Annotated in this window: 18 protein-coding genes, 1 tRNA gene and 1 riboswitch; of the genes, 4 read left to right on the plus strand and 15 right to left on the minus strand. The window is 69.9% G+C overall.

The window, feature by feature from the left end:
- Positions 1 to 50: 50 nt before the first annotated feature.
- From prmC to hemA, 3 genes are all read right to left on the minus strand, one after another.
- Positions 51 to 884 (minus strand): peptide chain release factor N(5)-glutamine methyltransferase, encoded by an 834-nt coding sequence (prmC, locus tag KAK06_RS03615; protein WP_210800444.1) that lies wholly within the window; start codon positions 882 to 884, stop codon positions 51 to 53.
- On the minus strand, positions 881 to 1,963 hold the full coding sequence (gene prfA, locus KAK06_RS03620; protein WP_210800446.1) for a peptide chain release factor 1: 1,083 nt from the start codon (positions 1,961 to 1,963) through the stop codon (positions 881 to 883). Before prfA ends, prmC begins: the two co-directional genes overlap by 4 nt.
- Positions 1,964 to 2,032: 69 nt before the next feature.
- Positions 2,033 to 3,337, minus strand: a complete 1,305-nt coding sequence (hemA, locus tag KAK06_RS03625; protein ID WP_210800447.1) for a glutamyl-tRNA reductase — start codon at positions 3,335 to 3,337, stop codon at positions 2,033 to 2,035.
- A gap of 121 nt (positions 3,338 to 3,458) precedes the next feature.
- Here hemA and KAK06_RS03630 point away from each other — a divergent pair, with 121 nt between their 5' ends.
- Complete coding sequence (locus KAK06_RS03630; RefSeq protein WP_210800449.1) at positions 3,459 to 3,734, plus strand: hypothetical protein; 276 nt, start codon at positions 3,459 to 3,461, stop codon at positions 3,732 to 3,734.
- Here KAK06_RS03630 and miaB read toward each other — a convergent pair.
- From miaB to KAK06_RS03655, 5 genes are all read right to left on the minus strand, one after another.
- Positions 3,724 to 5,067, minus strand: coding sequence for a tRNA (N6-isopentenyl adenosine(37)-C2)-methylthiotransferase MiaB (gene miaB / locus KAK06_RS03635; RefSeq protein ID WP_210800451.1), 1,344 nt, complete (start codon positions 5,065 to 5,067; stop codon positions 3,724 to 3,726). The genes KAK06_RS03630 and miaB overlap by 11 nt on opposite strands.
- A complete protein-coding gene (locus KAK06_RS03640; protein ID WP_210800457.1) occupies positions 5,064 to 5,447 on the minus strand; it encodes a hypothetical protein in 384 nt (127 codons plus the stop codon). Before KAK06_RS03640 ends, miaB begins: the two co-directional genes overlap by 4 nt.
- A 66-nt stretch (positions 5,448 to 5,513) precedes the next feature.
- Positions 5,514 to 5,590, minus strand: a tRNA-Met gene (locus KAK06_RS03645).
- A gap of 52 nt (positions 5,591 to 5,642) precedes the next feature.
- A complete protein-coding gene (locus tag KAK06_RS03650; protein ID WP_210800458.1) occupies positions 5,643 to 6,890 on the minus strand; it encodes a thiolase family protein in 1,248 nt (415 codons plus the stop codon).
- A gap of 11 nt (positions 6,891 to 6,901) precedes the next feature.
- A complete protein-coding gene (locus KAK06_RS03655) occupies positions 6,902 to 8,713 on the minus strand; it encodes a feruloyl-CoA synthase (protein ID WP_210800460.1) in 1,812 nt (603 codons plus the stop codon).
- A 210-nt stretch (positions 8,714 to 8,923) separates the two neighbouring features.
- On the opposite strand from KAK06_RS03655, the gene boxB reads away from it, so the two are divergent.
- A complete protein-coding gene (gene boxB, locus KAK06_RS03660) occupies positions 8,924 to 10,378 on the plus strand; it encodes a benzoyl-CoA 2,3-epoxidase subunit BoxB (protein ID WP_210800679.1) in 1,455 nt (484 codons plus the stop codon).
- Positions 10,379 to 10,460: 82 nt separating this feature from the next.
- Here the strand turns inward: boxB and KAK06_RS03665 are convergent, their stop codons facing one another.
- From KAK06_RS03665 to KAK06_RS03690, 6 genes are all read right to left on the minus strand, one after another.
- Positions 10,461 to 11,168, minus strand: a complete 708-nt coding sequence (locus KAK06_RS03665) for a nucleotidyl transferase AbiEii/AbiGii toxin family protein (RefSeq protein ID WP_210800465.1) — start codon at positions 11,166 to 11,168, stop codon at positions 10,461 to 10,463.
- Positions 11,161 to 11,634, minus strand: a complete 474-nt coding sequence (locus tag KAK06_RS03670) for a helix-turn-helix domain-containing protein (RefSeq protein ID WP_210800466.1) — start codon at positions 11,632 to 11,634, stop codon at positions 11,161 to 11,163. The genes KAK06_RS03665 and KAK06_RS03670 overlap by 8 nt, the downstream gene beginning before the upstream one ends.
- Positions 11,635 to 11,737: 103 nt before the next feature.
- Positions 11,738 to 12,526 carry a class I SAM-dependent methyltransferase gene (locus KAK06_RS03675; RefSeq protein WP_210800468.1) on the minus strand — a complete coding sequence of 263 codons (789 nt, stop codon included), beginning with the start codon at positions 12,524 to 12,526 and terminating at the stop codon, positions 11,738 to 11,740.
- Between the two features lie 65 nt (positions 12,527 to 12,591).
- Positions 12,592 to 13,869: a D-amino acid dehydrogenase gene (locus KAK06_RS03680; protein ID WP_510604441.1), complete on the minus strand. Its 1,278-nt coding sequence runs from the start codon at positions 13,867 to 13,869 to the stop codon at positions 12,592 to 12,594.
- A gap of 43 nt (positions 13,870 to 13,912) precedes the next feature.
- Positions 13,913 to 14,033: riboswitch (glycine riboswitch) on the minus strand.
- A gap of 94 nt (positions 14,034 to 14,127) precedes the next feature.
- On the minus strand, positions 14,128 to 15,297 hold the full coding sequence (locus tag KAK06_RS03685) for a M20 aminoacylase family protein (protein WP_210800471.1): 1,170 nt from the start codon (positions 15,295 to 15,297) through the stop codon (positions 14,128 to 14,130).
- On the minus strand, positions 15,294 to 16,298 hold the full coding sequence (locus KAK06_RS03690; RefSeq protein WP_210800472.1) for a tripartite tricarboxylate transporter substrate binding protein: 1,005 nt from the start codon (positions 16,296 to 16,298) through the stop codon (positions 15,294 to 15,296). The genes KAK06_RS03685 and KAK06_RS03690 overlap by 4 nt, the downstream gene beginning before the upstream one ends.
- 98 nt (positions 16,299 to 16,396) lie before the next feature.
- Between KAK06_RS03690 and KAK06_RS03695 the strand changes: the two genes are divergently transcribed.
- A complete protein-coding gene (locus tag KAK06_RS03695) occupies positions 16,397 to 17,284 on the plus strand; it encodes a LysR family transcriptional regulator (protein WP_310741025.1) in 888 nt (295 codons plus the stop codon).
- On the opposite strand, the gene mnmH is transcribed toward KAK06_RS03695, so the two are convergent.
- On the minus strand, positions 17,285 to 18,331 hold the full coding sequence (gene mnmH / locus KAK06_RS03700) for a tRNA 2-selenouridine(34) synthase MnmH (RefSeq protein ID WP_210800474.1): 1,047 nt from the start codon (positions 18,329 to 18,331) through the stop codon (positions 17,285 to 17,287).
- A gap of 97 nt (positions 18,332 to 18,428) precedes the next feature.
- Here mnmH and KAK06_RS03705 point away from each other — a divergent pair, with 97 nt between their 5' ends.
- Positions 18,429 to 19,190 (plus strand): hypothetical protein, encoded by a 762-nt coding sequence (locus tag KAK06_RS03705; protein ID WP_210800475.1) that lies wholly within the window; start codon positions 18,429 to 18,431, stop codon positions 19,188 to 19,190.
- Positions 19,191 to 19,192: the final 2 nt, after the last annotated feature.

The raw sequence follows: 19,192 nt of genomic DNA on the forward strand, positions 1-19,192 counted from the left end.
AAAACGCACAGGGCACATTGCTGTTCCGTGCCTTGAAGTGAGCGTCGGTATCAGGGTGTACCGGGCCAGCGGCCGCCGCTGCAGCGCGCGTGGCCCGCCAGATCCAGGCGCGACTGCACTTGGCTGAAGCCGTGGCTGTCCAGCAACGCCCGCACCGCCGGGGCCTGGTCCCAGCCGTGCTCCAGCAGCAGCCAGGCGCCCGGAGCGAGGTGGGCCGAAGCACCCGCCAGCAGACGCCGGATGTCGTCCAGCCCGTCGGAGCCCGAGGCCAGCGCCGACAGCGGCTCGTGCGTCAGCGCTTGCAGGTGCGGATCGTCCTGGGCGATGTAGGGCGGGTTGGACAGCACCAGATCGAAGCGGTGCCCTGCCAGGCCCTGCCACCAATCGCCCAGCCGCCAGTCCACCGCCAGGCCCAACTGCTCGCCGTTGGCGCGGGCCTGGGCCAGTGCGGTGGGGCTGGCATCGACCGCGGTGAGCTGCGCGGCCGGGTGGCGGTGCTTGACCGCCAGCGCGATCGCGCCGCTGCCGGTGCCCAGATCCAGCACCTGCGGCGCGGGCAGTGCGGCCGCGGCCAGCCGCTCCAGCGCCCAATCCACCAGCACTTCGGTGTCGGGCCGCGGGATCAGCACCGCGGGGGACACCGCCAGCCGCAGGCCGTGGAACTCGCGCTCGCCCACCAGGTAGGCCACCGGCTCGCCCGCGGCGCGGCGCCCACACCAGTCGGCCCAGCGTGCCGTCTGGTCGGCGTCCAGCAGCGCATCATCGTGGGCGATCAGCCAGCCGCGCTCGCAGCGCAGCAGCGCGCCCAGCAGCGCAAAGGCGTCCACCCGGTCCAGGCCGGCGGTGTGCGCCGCCTGCAGCGCCTGAGCCACGCTCAGGCTCACTGCCCGGTCTCCAGCGCGGCCAGCTGCTGCTGGGCGCGCGCAGCCTGCAGGGCAGCGATCAGCTCGCCCAGGTCGCCGTCGACCACCGCGCCCAGCTTGTACAGCGTCAGGTTGATGCGGTGGTCGGTGATGCGGCCCTGCGGGAAGTTGTAGGTGCGGATGCGGTCACTGCGGTCGCCCGAGCCGACCAGTGCCTTGCGGGTGGCGGCCTCGGCGGCGGCGCGCTCCTGCGCTTCCTTGTCGCGCAGACGGGCCTGCAGCACGGCCAGCGCCTTGGCCTTGTTGCGGTGCTGGCTGCGGTCGTCCTGGCACTCGGCGACCAGGCCGGTGGGCAGGTGGGTGACGCGGATCGCCGAGTCGGTCTTGTTGATGTGCTGGCCACCGGCGCCGCTGGCGCGGAAGGTGTCGATGCGCAGGTCCGACGGATTGAGCGTCACCTCGGCCGCCTCGTCGGGCTCGGGCATCACCGCCACCGTGCAGGCACTGGTGTGGATGCGGCCCTGGGCCTCGGTGGCCGGTACGCGCTGCACGCGGTGGCCGCCCGATTCAAAGCGCAGCCGGCCGTAGACGCCGTCGCCTTCCACGCGGATGACGATCTCCTTGTAGCCGCCCAGGTCGGAGGCGTTCTCGCTCATCACCTCGCAGCGCCAGCCCTGGGTCTCGGCAAAGCGCAGGTACATGCGCGCCAGGTCGGCGGCAAAGAGGGCGGATTCCTCGCCGCCGGTGCCGGCGCGGATTTCGATGAAGGCGTTGCGCGCGTCGTCGGGGTCGCGCGGCAGCAGGGCGGTTTGCAGCGCGGCGTCCAGGCGCGCCAGGTCGGCCTCGGCGCCGGTGATCTCCTCGGCGGCCATCTCGGCGAACTCGGGCTCGGACTGCATCTCGCGGGCGGCGGTCAGGTCGCGCTCGCGCTGCTGGAAGGCGCGCCACAGGCCGGTGACCTCGGCGGCCTCGGCCTGCTCGCGGGCGAGCTGACGGTAGCGGGCCATGTCGGCCACCACGGCCGGATCGGCCAGGTTGGCGTCCAGCTCGGCCAGGCGCATCGCGAGGCGGTCGAGCTGCTGGCGCAGCGAGTCTTTCATGGGGGCGGGTCCGGTGGGAGCAGGGGCGGGCGGCGGTGGCCACCCGGGCGGCGCAGCAGGCGCGCGCCGCTAACGGCCGCCGGATTCGTCGGCCGGGTTGCGCGAGGTGGTGCGCAGGAACAAGCGCGACAGCACCTCGGCCGTCTGGTGGCGCTGCTCGCCCTCGGACGCGTGCAGCTCGGCCAGCGCGCCGTGCAGCATCTTCTGGGTCAGGCCGCGGCTGAGCGCTTCCAGCACGGTGTCCAGGTCATTGCCCTTGGCCAGCAGCTTGCGGGCGCGGGCGATTTCGGCGGCGCGCCAGTCGTCGGCCTGGCGGTTCAGCGCCTGGATCAGCGGCACGCTGGCGCGCTGGTCCAGCCAGTGGGCGAAGCTTTGCACGCCGGCATCGATGATGGCCTCGGCCTGCTCCACCGCGGCCTGGCGCTTCTCGCCAGCGGTCTTGACCACCTCGGTGAGGTCGTCCACCGTGTAGAGGTAAATGTCGTCCAGGCGCGAGACCTCGGGCTCGATGTCGCGCGGCACGGCCAGGTCGACCATGAACATCGGGCGGCGGCGACGCGCCTTCAGCGCCCGCTCTACCGCGCCCAGGCCGATGATCGGCAGCGTGGAGGCGGTGCAGGAGACGACGATGTCGAACTCATGCAGGCGGGTGGTCAGGTCGGCCAGGCGCAGCGCCTGCGCGCCGAAGCGGCTGGCCAGCTTCTCGCCACGCTCCAGCGTGCGGTTGGCCACCGCCATGGCCTTGGGCTCGCGCGCGGCAAAGTGCGTGGCGACCAGCTCGATCATCTCGCCAGCACCCACGAACAGCACCTGGGTTTCGCGCAGGTCCTCGAACAGCTGGGCCGCCAGGCGCACGGTGGCGGCGGCCATGCTGATGGAATGGGCGCCGATCTCGGTGCTGGTGCGCACCTCCTTGGCCACCGAGAAGCTGCGCTGGAACAGCTGGTGCAGCGTGGTGCCCAGCGTGCCGGCTTCATCGGCGCCGCGCACCGCCTGCTTCATCTGGCCCAGGATCTGCGGCTCGCCCAGCACCATCGAATCCAGGCCCGAGGCCACGCGGAAGGCGTGGCGCGCCGCGTCCTTGTTCTCGAGCACGTAGGTGTGGTCGACCAGCTGGCTGCCGCTGATGCCGCCCTGCGTGGCCAGCCACTCGATGGTGGGGCGCACGATCTCGGCGGCACGGCCCTGGCCTGCGGCCACGTACAGCTCGGTGCGGTTGCAGGTGGACAGGATGGCGGCTTCGGGCACCGCACGCAGCAGCTGGTGGCGCAGCGCCTGCAGCGCCGGCGTCAGCTGCTCAGGCGCGAACGCGAACCGCCCGCGGATATCCAGCGGGGCGGTGTGATGGTTCAGGCCGAGCGCGAAGACACTCATGGTTCCGGATTATAAAATCCCTGGCGCTTTCGCCAACCTCCATGCGGGGCTGTGTCTGTCCCATCTTGACAGAAGTCAAGTCAGTTCCGATTGACACGCCCCGCACCGCACACGACGGACGATGGGACCCCTGGACGCCCTGTGGCACCTGCTCAATTTCGCCGCACCGGCCCTGGGCCTGGGCCTGATCACCACGCTGCTGGCCAAGCTGCTGTTCCGGCGTGAGCTGGCCGGCGTGGGCTGGCGGCCGCTGTGGCTGTGGAGCGCCGGTGCCGGCGGCCTGAGCTTGCTGGGCGGCCTGATCGCCTTCGGTCGCGACGGCCGCATGGCCAGCTACGGCGCGCTGGTGGCAGCCACCGCGCTGGCGCTGTGGTGGCGGGGTTTCGTCAGGCGCTGACTGAGTCAGCCACCACCACCGCGCCGCGCAGCGAGTGCGGCAGCGCGCTGGTGATGCTCACATCGAGCATCTGACCCACCAGCCGTGCCGGGCCGGCGAAGTTGACGATGCGGTTGCACTCGGTGCGCCCCATCAGCTCGTTCGGGTCCTTGCGCGACGGGCCCTCGACCAGGATGCGCTGCACCGTGCCCACGCGGGCGGCGCTGATCGCCCGCACGTTGTCTTCCAGCCGCGCCTGCAGGGTCTGCAGCCGCGCCAGCTTCACCGCATGCGGCGTGTCGTCGGCCAGTGCGGCGGCCGGCGTGCCGGGGCGCGGGCTGTAGATGAAGCTGAAGGACGCATCGAAGCCGACATCGTCGACCAGCTTCATCAGCTTGCCGAAGTCCTCGTCGGTCTCGCCGGGGAAGCCGACGATGAAGTCGGTGGACAGGCTGATGTCGGGGCGGATGGCCTTGAGCTTGCGGATCGTGCTTTTGTATTCGAGCGCGGTGTAGCCTCGCTTCATCGCCATCAGGATGCGGTCGCTGCCATGCTGCACCGGCAGGTGCAGGTGGTTCACCAGCTGCGGCACCTTGGCATAGACGTCGATCAGGCGCTGGCTGAACTCGTTGGGGTGGCTGGTGGTGTAGCGGATGCGTGCAATGCCGGGGATCTCGGCCACGTACTCCAGCAGCAGCGCGAAGTCGGCCAGCTCGGCGGTGTCACCCATCCGGCCGCGGTAGGCGTTGACGTTCTGGCCCAGCAGCGTCACTTCCTTGACGCCCTGCGCGGCCAGACCGGCGATTTCGGTCAGCACGTCGTCAAAGGGGCGCGAGACCTCGTCGCCGCGGGTGTAGGGCACCACGCAGTAGGTGCAGTACTTCGAGCAGCCCTCCATGATCGAGACGAAGGCGCTGGCGCCGTCCACCTTGGCCGGCGGCAGGTGGTCGAACTTCTCGATCTCGGGGAAGCTGATGTCCACCTGCGGGCGCTGCGCGCGCTGGCGCTCGGCGATCATCTGCGGCAGGCGGTGCAGGGTCTGCGGGCCGAAGACGATGTCCACGTAGGGCGCACGCTCGACGATGGCCGCGCCCTCCTGGCTGGCCACGCAACCGCCCACGCCGATCAGCACGCCCTTGCTCTTCAGGTGCTTGACGCGGCCCAGGTCGGAGAACACCTTTTCGGCGGCTTTCTCGCGCACCGAGCAGGTGTTGAACAGCACCAGGTCGGCCTCTTCGACGTTGTCGGTGGGCTCGTAGCCCTCGGCGGCGCGCAGCACATCGGACATCTTGTCCGAGTCGTATTCGTTCATCTGGCACCCGAAGGTGCGGATGTAGACCTTCTTCCCGCTCATGGCTTGGTCCAGGTCTGGGCGACGTAATCGAACTGCCAGGCCTGGCGTTCGGCGTCGGTGCGGGGCCAGGGCTTGCGCGCGGCCTCGTCGGCGGTCAGCACCCAGATTTCCTTGGGCTGGCCCAGCTGGTCGACGGTGTAGTTCACCACCGCCTTGCTGCCTTCCAGCGCGCCGAAGACGATGCCCATGTTCTGCGCGTCGCGGATGTGTGCGCCGGGCGCCAGCTGGGTGGTCTGGCCGTTCAGGCGCACTGTGGGCGGCGCGTCGAACGCGATCTCGCCGCGCAGGGCCTGGTAGGGAAAGAGGCGCTGGACCTGGGCCTGTGCCGGGACAGCGGCGACCAGGGCGGCCGCAAAGAACAAGGGGACCGAGCGGTGCATGGTGTGGATCCAGAGGCTGGGTCAAAACAAAACGGCCCGAAGTGCAAGCACTTCGGGCCGGGATTCTGGTGGCGCTTCAGGGATTCGAACCCCGGACCTGCGGATTATGATTCCGTCGCTCTAACCGGCTGAGCTAAAGCGCCAAGAGCCCAAGAGTATAGCTGAGTTTTCGCCGACTTGTGAAGGGGCTTCGGCTCAGGCCGCGTTCTCCAGCAGCACCGCAATGCCCTGGCCGCCGCCGATGCAGGCCGAGGCCACGGCCCAGCGGCCGGCGCGGCGCTGCAGTTCGCGTGCGGCGGTGATGGTCAAGCGCACGCCGCTGGCGGCCAGCGGGTGGCCCAGCGCGATCGCGCCGCCGTTGACGTTGAGCTTGGCGCCGTCCAGCTCCAGCGCGCGCTGCACAGCCAGTGTCTGCGCGCCCTGGGCCTCGTTGACCTCGACCAGGCTGATGTCGTCCAGCGTCAGGCCGGCGCGCTGCAGCAGCAACTGGATCGCCGGGGCCGGGCCGATGCCCATGGTCTCGGGCGGCACGCCCACTACCGCCACCGCGGCCACGCGGGCCAGGGCCGGGCGGCCCCAGGCCGCCTTGACCGTGCCATTGGCCACCAGCGCCGCGGCGGCGCCATCGGTCAGGCCGGAGCTGTTGCCGCCGGTCTGCACGCCGCCTTCGTACACGGCGCGCAGCTTGGCCAGCACCTCGGGCGGGGACGGGCGCGGGTGGGTGTCCTTGTCGGCCACCGGCGCCTTGCCGGCCAGGCGGATGCCGCGGGTCTTGTAGCCGCTCAGCTCGAACTTCTCGCTGCTGACGGGCACGATCTCGCCGGCCAGGAAGCCGCTCTCCTGCGCCGCCACCGCCTTGGCGAACGAGGCCGAGGCGAAGGCGTCCACCTCCTCGCGCGTGATGCCGTACTGCCTGGCCAGGTTCTCGGCGGTCTGGATCATCGTGATGCCGGCGGCCGGGTCCTTCAGCATCTCCCACAGGTTGTCGCGGAAGTTGACCGGCGCGCCCAGCTTGAAACCCTGGCGGTGGTCGAAGGCCATCACCGGGTTGCGCGACATGGACTCGGTGCCCACCAGCAGCGCCAGGCTGGCGATGCCGCTGCCCAGTTGCTCGCCCGCCTGGCGGAACAGCTCGAAGCCGGTGCCACAGATGCGCTGCACCATCAGCGCCGGCACGTGCTGCGGCACACCGGCGTACAGGCCGATGTGGCGTGGCACGTAGAACTGGTCGAAGTCGCCCGGCGCCATGTTGCCGGCCAGCACCGAGTCCACCTGCTCGGCGCTCAGGCCGCTGCGCGCGATCACCTCGCGCGCCACCTTGATGCCCAGGTCGATCGGGTTGACGTCGGCCAGCGCGCCGCAGTAGTCGACGAAGGGGGTGCGGATGCCGTCAAGCATCCAGACGTCGTTGAAGGCCTGGAACTGGCCCTTGGGCGTGCTCATCGCGTGTCCTCTCAGTGGCCCAGCGCGACGACGCGCGCGTCGATCGTCTCGGCATACAGCGTGGCCACCTCCACCGCGCGGCGGCTCAGCACCGCACGCTGGTTGATGTAGCCCTTGTCGGTGATCTCGCCGGCGTCGGCATTGGGCGGCTCGGTCATCAGCAGCACCCGCGCCGGGCACTGCGACGAGCCGCCGCCGCGCTTGAGCTCCTGCAGCGCCGCCTGCACCTTGGCGTGCAGCGCCTCGCGCTCCATGGCCTGGCCGGCGGGGCTGAGGAAGAGCAGCGCGCCGATCTCGTCGCGGTCGTGGCCGGTGATCACCGCGTCAGTGGCCAGCGGGGCCAGCGCGGAGACCAGCTTCACCCGCAGCGTGCCCACCGACACCCAGGTGCCGGTGGTCAGCTTGAAGTCCTCGGCCACGCGGCCGTTGAACATCACGCCCTTCTCGGGGTGCGCCGGGTCGACCAGGAAGCCGGCGTCGCCGATCTTGTAGTAGCCCTCTTCATCGAAGGCCTCGGCGCTGAGCTGCGGCTGGCCGCGGTAGCCGGGGAAGATGTTGACGCCGCGCACGCGCAGCTCCAGCTTCTCGCCGTTGGGGATGAACTTCAGCTCGGTGCCGGGCAGCGGCAGGCCGATGCAGCCGGCGCCCTCCAGCATGAAGTGGGCGCTGGTGACGGCCGGCGCGGTCTCGGTGGAGCCCCAGGAGGTGGTCAGCCACAGCGGCTCCTCGCGCACCTTGGCGGCGATGGCCTGCAGCCGCTGCCAGCTGGCCTGCGGCAGCGCGGCGCCGGCGTAGAACACGGCGCGCAGCGGTGCCAGCACCTTCTTCGCGAAGGCCAGGTCGTCCTCGAAGAACCCCATCAGCATGTCCAGGCCGCGGGGCACGTTGAAGTGGATGTTGGGCTGGCAGTCCTTGAGGTTGCGCACCGTCTTCTCGATCGCGCCAGGCACCGGGCGGCCGTCGTCGATGTAGAGCGTGCCGCCGTGGCACAGCACCATGTTCAGGTTGTGGTTGCCGCCGAAGGTGTGGCTCCAGGGCAGCCAGTCCAGCAGCACCGGCTTCTCGCGCCGCAGGAAGCGCCAGGTCTGGGCCATCATCTGCTGGTTGGCGCACAGCATGCGGTGGGTGTTGATGGCCACCTTGGGGTGGCCGGTGGAGCCGCTGGTCAGCAGGTACTTGGCCACCGTGTCGGGCAGCAGGCGGGCGAAGGCCTGCATCACGCCGGGGCCCTCGGGGCGGCTGGCCAGGGTGTCCCAGGGGAAGGCACCGGGCACCTCGTCAGCGCCGGTGCCCAGCACCACCACGCCTTTGAGCGCGCCGCCGTCCAGGCAGGCGCGGATGGCGGGGCCGTAGGTGGCGGCGTCGCTGGCGTAGACCAGCGCGGGGTCGAGCATCTGCAGGATCTCGCGGATCTTCACGTAGTCCTTGCTCAGGCGGCAGTAGGCGCTGCTGACCGTGCACACCGGGCGGCCGATGTGCATGCAGGCCAGCATCAGCACCAGGTGGTCGACCGAGTTGTCGGACAGCACCACCACCGGCTTGTCGGCCGGCAGGTGCAGACCCAGCAGACCCTGCGCCACCCGGCCCACACCGGCACGCAGCTGCGCCCAGGTCAGCTGGCGCCAGTCGCCACTGGGCGCGCGCTCGGCCACGGCCAGCGCGTCGGGCGTGTCCTTGGCCCACTTCTCCAGCCAGTCACCAATGCAACGGGCGTAGGGGCCCAGCGCCTGCGGCGAGCGCAGCACGAAGCTGCCATCGGTCAGTGTGAGCAGCTCGGCGCGGGGCGGCGCGACGTTGTCGGTGTCGTCGACGAAGGTGGCCATGGGTGTCTCCTGCAGCGGTGGGCGGCCGCGGCGCGATGCACTGTTTTTCTGATCTAGCGCAAAGTGCCGACCGAACGACACGCATGATACTGCATACGTCTTGAGGGTTAACGCATCAAAGTGCATGGAAAACCCTCAGTCCACCGACACCCCGAGGAGACCCCTGTGAGCCAACTCAACACCGACAGCCTGGTCGAAGACCGCGAATCGATCCAGAACGACCGCTTCGTCGAGGTCAACTACGACGACCGCATTCCCAACAACGTCGACCTGTCCTCCGACCGCCAGCTGCAGCGCGCGCTGGAGAGCTGGCAGCCCAACTACGTCGACTGGTGGAAGGAAATGGGCCCCGAGGGCTTCCAGAACGCCGAGGTCTACCTGCGCACCGCGGTGGGGGTGGACCCGGCCGGCTGGGCCAAGTTCGGCTACGTGAAGATGCCCGACTACCGCTGGGGCATCCTGCTGGCACCCAAGGTGGAAGGCCGCACCATCCCGCACGGCAAGCACAAGGGCGAGCCGGCCTGGCAGGAAGTGCCGGGCGAGTACCGCTCGCTGCTCAAGCGCCTGATCGTGGTGCAGGGCGACACCGAGCCGGCCAGCGTCGAGCAGCAGCGCTGGCTGGGTGCCACCGCCCCCAGCCTGTACGACATGCGCAACCTGTTCCAGGTGAACGTGGAAGAGGGCCGCCACCTGTGGGCCATGGTCTACCTGCTGGTCAAGTACTTCGGCAAGGACGGCCGCGAAGAGGCCCAGGCCCTGCTGGAGCGCCGCAGCGGCCACCAGGACAACCCGCGCATCCTGGGTGCCTTCAACGAGAAGACGCCCGACTGGCTGAGCTTCTTCATGTTCACCTACTTCACCGACCGCGACGGCAAGATGCAGCTGGCCGCGCTGGCCGAGTCGGGCTTCGACCCGCTGAGCCGCAGCTGCCGCTTCATGCTCACCGAAGAAGCGCACCACCTGTTCGTCGGCGAGACCGGCGTGGGCCGCACGATCGAGGCCACCTGCGCCGCGATGGTCAAGGCCGGCATCACCGACCCGTACGACATCGAGGCCATCCGGAAACTGGGCGTGGTCGACCTGCCGCTGCTGCAGCGCAAGGCCAACTTCCACATGAGCGTGACGCGCGACCTGTTCGGCAGCGAGATCAGCTCCAACGGCGCCGACGCCTTCAACACCGGCCTGAAGGGCCGCTTCAACGAGGCCAAGCTGGAAGGCGACGACCACCAGCTGCAGGACGCCACCTACAAGGTGCAGCGCGTCGTCAACGGCGAGCTGGTGTGGGAAGACGTGCCGGCGCTGCGTGCCATCAACTCCCGCCTGCTCGACGACTACATCGCCGACTGCCAGGGCGGCATCGACCGCTGGAACAAGATCATCGAGAAGGCCGGCATCAGCTTCAAGATCAGCCAGCCGCACAAGGGCTTCAACCGCCGCATCGGCGAGTTCGCCGGCCACAAGATCAGCCCCACGGGCGAAGTGATGAGCGCCGAGGTCTGGGAGGCCAGCAAGCACGAGTGGCTGCCCAACGCCGAGGACCTGGACTTCATCAACTCGCTGATGAAGCCCCACCACGAGGCCGGCCAGTACGCCAGCTGGATCGCCCCGCCGCGGATGGGCATCAACCAGCAGCCGGTGGACTACGAGTACGTGAAGATCGACTGATGAGGGCCGCGCGGCGCTGAGCACCTTCGGGCTGGCCCTCGGGCCAGGGCTTGGCCCGAGGTGTCTTCTGGGTCAGAAGCGCTCACGGTGCGCCACGCCGCCGAGACGGCGGTGCCGGCCTGAGTCGGCGAATGCGATCCAGCAGCAGCGCCGGCGGCAGTGTCATCTGCAAATGGGTCATGCAGCGTGCCAGACGCCCCGGCCGCTCGATGTGCGCCTTGGCCTTGTCCAGGTCGGCCTCGATCGAGCTATAGGCGCCGCTGGCCTTGTCCAGTGCCGCGCGTGGAATGCGCCCGTCGGGCAGCATCATCGCCAGGTCAATCAGGTCGCGCGCATCCACCGCGTCATCGGCCCAGCGGTCGGCGTTGGCCAGCAGTTTCTCGGCGACCTGATCCACCGGTGACAGCGCGGACACGCCGCACACGGCAGCTGACGGCATCGGCCCGTCCAGCGCGATGCGCGCCTCCAGCACGATCTCGAATTTGATCGGCACAGCCTCCACCTCGATCAGCGTGCGGATGCCGTACTGGTCCATCCGCACCTCGCGCAGCGCCGCCACTGGCGTGCGAAACAGCCCGCCGATTCCCTGCTGCGTCACCACGCCGCGCAGTGCGCGGTAGCAGGTCAGATCCGACACCAGGAAATCCACATCGCGCGACTCGCGGTATTCACCATGCAGCAAGGCGATCAGCGTGCCGCCGCCAAACAGGCAATGGTGCGTGCGCAGCAGCTCGGCATCCAGCGCCGACAGCAGCGCGGCGATGCGCCGGTGGTGCGGCCGCTCAAACAAGCAGCGCCCCCTGGCCATGGCGCTGGGCCAGCCGGTGGATCAGATCACGCTCGGCCGGGGTCAGGGCTGCGCGGTCCACATGCCGCCAGTTGCGCTCGTACAGCGCCAACGCCTCCTCGGCGGTGACCACCTCGCCCGCGCGGTGCCAGGCGAGCAGCTGGAGCTGCGGGTAGTCGGCCACACGCAGCGTCTCAACCGCCGACGCGGCCAGCGGCGCCGGGGGCGCGTCATCCGCCACCTGCAGCCGCAGGCCCAACGCCCGCAGTGCATTGAGGTAGGCCCCCATCGTGACCGAGGGCTCGCCGTGCTCGATGCGGTGCAGCGTCTGCCGCGACATCTGGGCCGCGGCCGCGACGCTGCCGGCGGCGATGCGCAGCGATTGGCGGCGTTCACGCAACTGCTGGCCCAGCTGTTCCAGGCAGCGCTGGATGGCGGGGTCAGTGGGGACAGGGGCGCGGGCGGGCATGCTCAGATGATTTCCTCATTCAAGACGAATGTCAATAATGAGAGACATCTTGTGATCCCATCCCCGATGGCGTCGGTCCTGGTAGGCATGGAATGCCGGATGCTCAGGCGACGCCGTTCGCTTCGGTGGGTGCGGCACGCGCCGGCCGTCGCGCCCACAGCACGGGCTGGAACAGCACCGAGTCGCGTCGCTCGCCGTCAACAAAGCCAGCGCTCTCTAGCAGCGCCAGAAGGCGATCAGTCGTGATGGCGTAGTAGCGGCTCAGCAGGACTTGGGTCTGGCAGGTGCCGTCTGGCGATTCCCTCGTCAGGTACAGGCGAAGGCCGTAGTGATCACCGTCCCACTCCCACACCTGCACCGCCAAAAAGCGCTCGCCGTGCGCCTGGTGCAGCCGGTAGGGCCTCACGGACGGACTGCTGCGGTCCTCCGCTGCGTAGTCGCGAACCGACAGCACGATGACGCCGCCCGGTCTGAGGCTGCGATAGCAGGCCCGCAGGGCACACAGGATCTGTTCGTCTGACAACAGATGCGGGATGCTGTTGTCGCATGCGATGACCGCGTCCATCGAGCCGGCCTGGACGGACTGGAGCGTTTGAATGTCATCGACCCGGAGGTCTGCGCTGAGGCCGCGAGCCAGCAATTCCTGGGACAAGCGCTCGACGGCACCAGCCGCCAGGTCTGACGCCTGCAGCCGATAGCCTCGAGCGACCAGCCCTATGGTCTGGGTTCCGACGCCACACGCTGCGTCAAGAATCACCGAACCTGGCGGCACGCCCGCGCTGGTGAGCAACTGGGCCAGGGCCTCGCCTTGCCGATCGATGGCCACGTTCCAGTCGCCGTACAACAGGTGGTAGTCAGGTGCGAGCGCGTCGTAAAACCCGGCCGTAGTCATTGAACGATCCTACGGCAAAACCACTGCGGGCCGGCGCTGGTCGGCCTGCAGTGGCCGGTTGTCCTTTACGCACCGGGCTGAAACGCGAAATCCAGCTCCGGCCGCATCCCGCTGACAATGCGCGCAATGCTCTTGCCCGAGCCGCAGGCATGCGTCCAGCCCAGCGTGCCGTGGCCGGTGTTGAGGAACAGCTTGCCCACGCGGCTGCGGCCGATCAGCGGCACGTTGGACGGCGTGGCCGGGCGCAGGCCGGTCCAGAACTGGGCCTGCTCGGTGTCGCCGGCGCCGGGGAACAGCTCCTCGGTGCGGCGCACGATGGCCTCGCAGCGCACGCGGTTGAGGTCGCGGTCGTAGCCGTTCAACTCGGCGGTGCCGGCGATGCGCAGGCGGTCGCCCAGGCGGGAGAAGACCAGCTTGAACTCGTCGTCGGTCAGCGAGACCTGGTGCGCCTTGCTGGCGTCCTTGACCGGCATCGTCACCGAGTAGCCCTTGGCCGGGTAGATCGGCAGCGAGAGGCCCAGCGTCTGCGCATAGACCGGGCTCAGCGAGCCCATCGCCAGCACGTAGGCGTCGGCGCGCAGGCGCTGGAAGCGGCCTTCGGCGTCAGTGGCTTCGACGTGGTCGATCTCGCCACCGGCGGTGCGCAGCGCGGTGACGGTGTGGCTCATCAGGAAGCGCACGCCGTCTTCCTCGCAGCGCTTGACCAGTTCGCGGGCGAAGCGGTTGGCATCGCCGGATTCGTCCTCGGCGGTGTAGGTGGCGCCAGCCAGCTGCGGGCGGATGTGGGCCAGCGCGGGCTCCAGCTTCACCGCTTCATCGGCGCTGATGACGCGGCGGTCGCAGCCCAGGTCGCGCATCTGCTGCGCGGGGGCCTCGGCGGCGTCGAATTCCTTCTGGCTGGTGTAGAAGTGCAGGATGCCCTGGGTGCGCTGGTCGTACTCGATGCCGCGCTCGGCACGCAGCGCCTGCAGCTCGCTGCGGCTGTAGGTGCCCAGGCGCACGATCTGCTCGATGTTGTGGCGGGTGCGCGCCGGCGTGCATTCGCGCAGGAACTGCAGGCCCCACAGCCACTGGCGCATGTCGGCGCGCAGGCGGAAGAGCAGCGGCGCGTCTTCCTGGCCCAGCCACTTCAGCAGCTTGGCGGGGGCGCCGGGGTTGGCCCAGGGCTCGGCGTGGCTGACCGAGATCTGGCCGCCGTTGGCGAAGCTGGTTTCCGCGGCGGGCGTGGCCTGGCGGTCAACGACCGTGACCTCGTGGCCGAGTTGACGCAGGTAGTAGGCCGAGGTGGTGCCGAGCAGGCCGGCACCCAACACGATGACGTGCATGGGAGAGTCTCCATTCAAGGATGAGCAGCGATGGCATCCGCAGCGGTGAGGCTGCCGATGTGCCGCTCCCCCTGTCCTTGGTACCTGAGAGATTCAGCGCCGACCTTGCGGGCCGGGCCTTGCTCCTTCGGTGCGTCAGCCGTTGTGTGAACGGACGCTGACGGCTCTCCAGACGGCCTGTGTGAGTTGGCAGTACGGGACCTGAGCGTGCATGGGAGTTTGCGCCTTCGGTGGCTGCGGCGCAGGGCCGCAGCACTCTCCTGCCAGGGGGTGATTCTATGCGGTGGCCAGGAACCTCCGGGCCAGCAGCGTCCAGTAGGCGGCACCGACGGCGATGTTGTCGTCGTTGAAGTCGTAGCCGGGGTGGTGGACCATGCAGGCATGGGCCGGCACGGTGCTCTCAGTGCCGCCGTTGCCGATCAGCAGGTAGCTGCCGGGCACGCGCTCGAGCATGAAGGCGAAGTCCTCGCTGCCGGTCAGCGGCGGGCCCTGCCGGGTGATGCCGGCCTCGCCGCGCAGCTCGGCCCCCACGGCGCGGGCGATAGCGGTGGGCTCGGCGTGGTTGACCAGCACGGTGTAGCCCGGCCGCCAGTCGACCTCGGCGCGCACGCCGAAGCTCTCGGCCTGGGCCGAGGCCAGGGCACGGATGCGGCGCTCCAGCGTGGCGCGGACCGCTCGGTCCAGCGCGCGCACGCTCAGCTCCAGCCGGGCGCTGGCGGGGATCACATTGTTGGCCTGGCCGGCCTGCAGCGCGCCCACGGTGACCACCGCGGCCTGCAGCGGATCCACATTGCGCGAGACCACCGTCTGCAGCGCCATCACCAGGCTGGCGGCGGCCACCACCGGGTCGGCGGTGTGCTGCGGCATGGCGCCGTGGCCGCCCACGCCGTGCAGGGTGATCGTGGCGTAGTCGCTGGAGGCCATGGCCGGACCATCGCGGAACACCAGGTGGCCCTGCGGCGTGCCGGGCATGTTGTGCATCGCGAAGATAGCGTCGCAGGGGAAGCGCTCGAACAGGCCGTCGGCCATCATCCGCAACGCGCCGCCGCCACCTTCCTCGGCCGGTTGGAAGATCAGGTGCAGCGTGCCGTCGAAACCGCCTTCGTCGGCCAGCCGGCGTGCGGCGGCCAGCAGCATCGCGGTGTGGCCGTCGTGGCCGCAGGCATGCATCAGGCCGGGCTTGCGGCTGGCCCAGGGACGGCCGGACTGCTCGCTGATCGGCAGTGCATCCATGTCGGCGCGCAAGCCCAGGCGGCGCGCTCCGCTGCCGCGGCGCAGCGTGCCCACCAGGCCGGTGCCACCCAGGCCGGTGGTGACCTCATAACCCCATTCGCGCAGGCATTCGGCCACCAGGCCGGCGCTGCGGTGCTCCTCGAAGGCCAGTTCCGGGTGCTGGTGCAGATCGCGCCGCAGCGCGACGAAGTCGTCCAGCGTAACGGCGCTCATTGCGCTTCCAGCTTGATGGCCTTGGCGATGGCGCGAAAGCGCGCGGTCTGTGCCACGTACTCGGCCTGCGCGTCGGCCAGCGACAGCGGCTTGGCGGCCATCACCGCCTGCTGCTCCAGCTGGGTGTGCACGGCGGGGTCGGTCAGCACGGAGGACAGGGCCTTGTGCAGGGCCTGCACCACCGGCTCGGGCGTGTCCTTCTTGACGAAGTAGCCGGTCCAGATGTTGAACGCGAAGTCCTTGACCGACTTGCTGTCGTTGATGCTGGGGTACTGCTTCAGGAAGGGCGCTTCCACCTTGCCGGCCGGGGCCAGTGTGCCGATGATCTTCAGCCGGCCACTGTCGACCAGGCCACCGACCTGGGCGCCGCTGACGATGATCGAGATGTCCACCATCTCGCCGCCCAGGTCCTGGAAGATTGGCGCGATGCCCTTGTAGGGGATGTGCGTCATCTTCGCGCCGATGGTCTGCGAGAAGTGCTCGCCCAGCACATGGTAGAACGAGCCCACGCCCACGCTGGCGTAGCTCAGCGGCTTGCCCTCGGCCGCGGCCTTGCGGGCCAGCGCCACCAGCTCATCCACGTTCTTGGCCGGCAGGCCGGGCCGCGCCAGGATGGCGATGGGCGACACGCCGATCATCTGCACCAGGCGAAAGTCCTCGCTCTTGAACTTCACCGCGGCATTGGCCAGCGGCGCCAGGATCAGCTCGTTGGGCGAGCCCTGGAACAGGTACTGGCCGTCCGATGGCGCGGCCAGCACCTTCTGCGCGCCCAAGGCGCCACTGACGCCGCCCAGGTTCTCGACGATCACCTGCTGCCCCAGCGCCTTGCCCAGCGGCTGGTTGACGATGCGCGCGATCACGTCCGACAGGCCACCCGCGGGGTAGGGCACCATCAGGTTCACCGGCTTGGAGGGCGACTGGGCCAGGGCGCCGGTGGCCAGACACAGGCTGGTCATCACGGTGGCGACCAGGGCAGGGATGCGACGCAGCAGGGAAGTCATGGGTCAGGCTCCGGCAGGGGTGGGTGTCGTGCGGATCCTAGGCAGCGCACCCTCGGCAGTCCAATGCATTGCAATGCTCTGTTCGATGAGTTCTACTCATGGATATGACTCTGGTCCAGCTGCGCCACCTGATCAGCCTGGCCGACACCGGCTCATTCAGCCGGGCGGCCGAGCGTCAGCACCTCACCCAGCCGGCGCTCAGCCGCAGCATCGCGGCCCTGGAGGACGAGGTGGGCGGCCGGCTGTTTGACCGCATCGGCCGCCGTGCCGAGCCCACACCGCTGGGCCGCGAACTGCTGGCGCGCGCACGGCAACTGGTGGCCGACGCCGATGAGCTGGTGACCCAGGGCCAGGCGGTGCGCGGCGCCCGCGCCGGCACGCTGCGCGTGGGCCTGGGCTCGGGCCCGGGCGCGCTGCTGACGGTGCCGCTGCTGCAGCGCGTGGCCGCGCAGGGCCAGGGGCTGCGGCTGGAGCTGCGCCGTGGCGGCACGGCGCTGCTGGTCGATGCGCTGCGCGCGCGCGCGCTCGACGCGCTGGTGGTGGATGCCTACTCATTGCCACCGGCCCCCGACCTGCGCTGCGAGATCGTCGGCGAGCTGCCCGGCGGTTTCCTGTGCCGGCGCGGCCATCCGCTGCTGCGCAAGCGCAAGCCGCTGCGTTTTGCCGATCTGCAGGCCTGGCCGATCGCCGCCACGCCGCTGAGCGACGCGGTGGCCGGCGTGCTGATGGACCGCTACGGCCCCGAGGCCCATCCCGAGCGCTGCGTCACGCTGCGCGGCGACGACCTGGCCGGCCTGGTCGAGGCCACGGCCGCCAGCGATGCGGTGCTGATCGCGGTACGTGCTGCGGCGCCCAGCCTGGTCGAGCTGACGGTGGAGCCGCCACTGCAGGCAGTGGCGCGCTTCGGGCTGGTGACGCTGGCCGGACGCAGCCCGCCGCCGGCGCTGGTGCTGCTGCGCACGCTGGCGCGCGAGCGCTGCGCCTGATCAGCGCGCGGACAGCTGCTTGGCCAGCACGCGCAGGGCGGCATCGTCTAGCGACGCCAGCGGGTGCTGCTCGGCCTCGGCCAGACGCAGAAAATCGCCACGCTGCGATCGGGCGTAGGCCGGATCGTAGTGCTGCACCATCAACGCCTCGAACAACGGGGCCAGCTCGCCCGCCTGCGCCCAGGCCTGCCACTGGTCGATCGTGGTGTTGGCGTGCAGGCCGCGCAGCAGTCCCAGCTGGCGCACCAGCGCGGCCCGGTCGTCGCCCAGGTAGGCGTAGTCCTGCAGCAGATAGGCCAGGCGCGCGGCCACCGGCGCCTGCAGCTCGATGCAACGGCTCTGGCGCATGCGCTCAAGCAGCACCGTGGGCAGTTGCACGCGGCCGATGCGCCGGCTCTCGGCCTCGACGAAGACCGGCCGCGCCGCATCCAGCGGCTCCAGGGCCTGCCACAGCCGGGTCTCGAAGGCCTTTTGTGTCGGTTGGCCCTGACCAGGCACCTGGCCCAGCACCGAGCCCTTGTGCACCGCCAGCGCTTCCAGATCCAGCACCTGCGCGCCTTCGTCAGCCAGCAGGCGCAGCAGCCGGCTCTTGGCGCTGCCGGTGGGGCCGCAGACCACGCGCAGGTCCAGCGTGGGTGCCAGCGCATCCAGCCGCGCGATCACATGGCGCCGGAAGCTCTTGTAGCCGCCGGCCAGCTGCTGGGCGTCCCAGCCGACCATGCGCATCCAGGTGGTCATCGAGCCGCTGCGCATGCCGCCGCGCCAGCAGTAGACCAGGGGGCGCCAGCGCTCGGGCATGCCGCTGAACTGCGTGCGCAGGTGGCGCGACAGATTGGCGGCCACCATCGCGCCACCGATGCGCCGCGCCACGAAGGCGCCCTGCGTGGCGTACAGCGTGCCGACGATGCGGCGCTCCTCGTCGTCCAGCACCGGGCAGTTGATCGCGCCGGGCAGGTGGTCCTCGGCGAACTCGGCGGGTGAGCGGGCGTCGATGATGGCGTCGAAGCGGTCGATCTGGTCGACGCCGACAGGGCGGTGGGCACTCATGGCCTGATTGTCTCCGGCCGCGCGTCCACTGCCTGGAGGATGTGCCGGCGGCGGCGGGCCGGCACGATGCGGCTCCCGTTGCTCAGGAGATTGCGCCATGGTCCGACTGCGCCCCACCGCCGCCCTGTGCCTGGCCCTGGCCGGCACCTTGCACCCGGTGCTGGCCTCGGCAGCGGGAGACTGGCTCACCACACTCGAAGGCATCGATCTCGAGCCAGAGAAGCCCGGCTTCGAGGCCTTCTACGACACGCGCCTGGGCATCACCTGGCTGGCCGACGTGGGCGCGGTGCAGGGCACCCGCTATGCCTGGACCGATCCGTCGCACGGCCATGTGAGCACGCCCCTGGCCGAGTTCGACAACGCGCAGCGCTGGCTGGCCCGGGCGCGCTTCGGCGACGTGGGCGGCTGGCGTCTGCCATCGCCGGCCGAGTTCGGCTCGATGTTCTTCCAGACGCTGGGCCACAGCGGCAACGTGCTGCAGGAGCGCGGGCCGTTCATGAACCTGGGCAGCTACCCGGCTGATGACGACAGCACAGGCCGCTACGTCTGGACCAGCGAGGTCTGGGGCCCGATCATCACGACCTTCGGCATGGAAGGCTATGGCTGGAACACCGCGTTGTCGGGCAATCCGATGATCCCCTGGCCAGTGCATGATGGCCGCGTGCAGCCGCCGCCGCGGGTGGCCGGCCGCGCCGACTGGGCCCAACTGCCCTACGCCGTGCGTTGCCGCAATGGCCGCACCGGGCAGGAGGTCACGATGGAGCAGGTGGTCAGACCCAGCTACGACTGCCGCCGGGCGGGTCTGCAGGCCATCAGCGGCGACCCAGTGAGCGTGACGATCACCGGCACGCTGCGCTGACC

Source organism: Ideonella aquatica (assembly GCF_018069755.1).
GTDB lineage: Bacteria > Pseudomonadota > Gammaproteobacteria > Burkholderiales > Burkholderiaceae_C > Ideonella > Ideonella aquatica.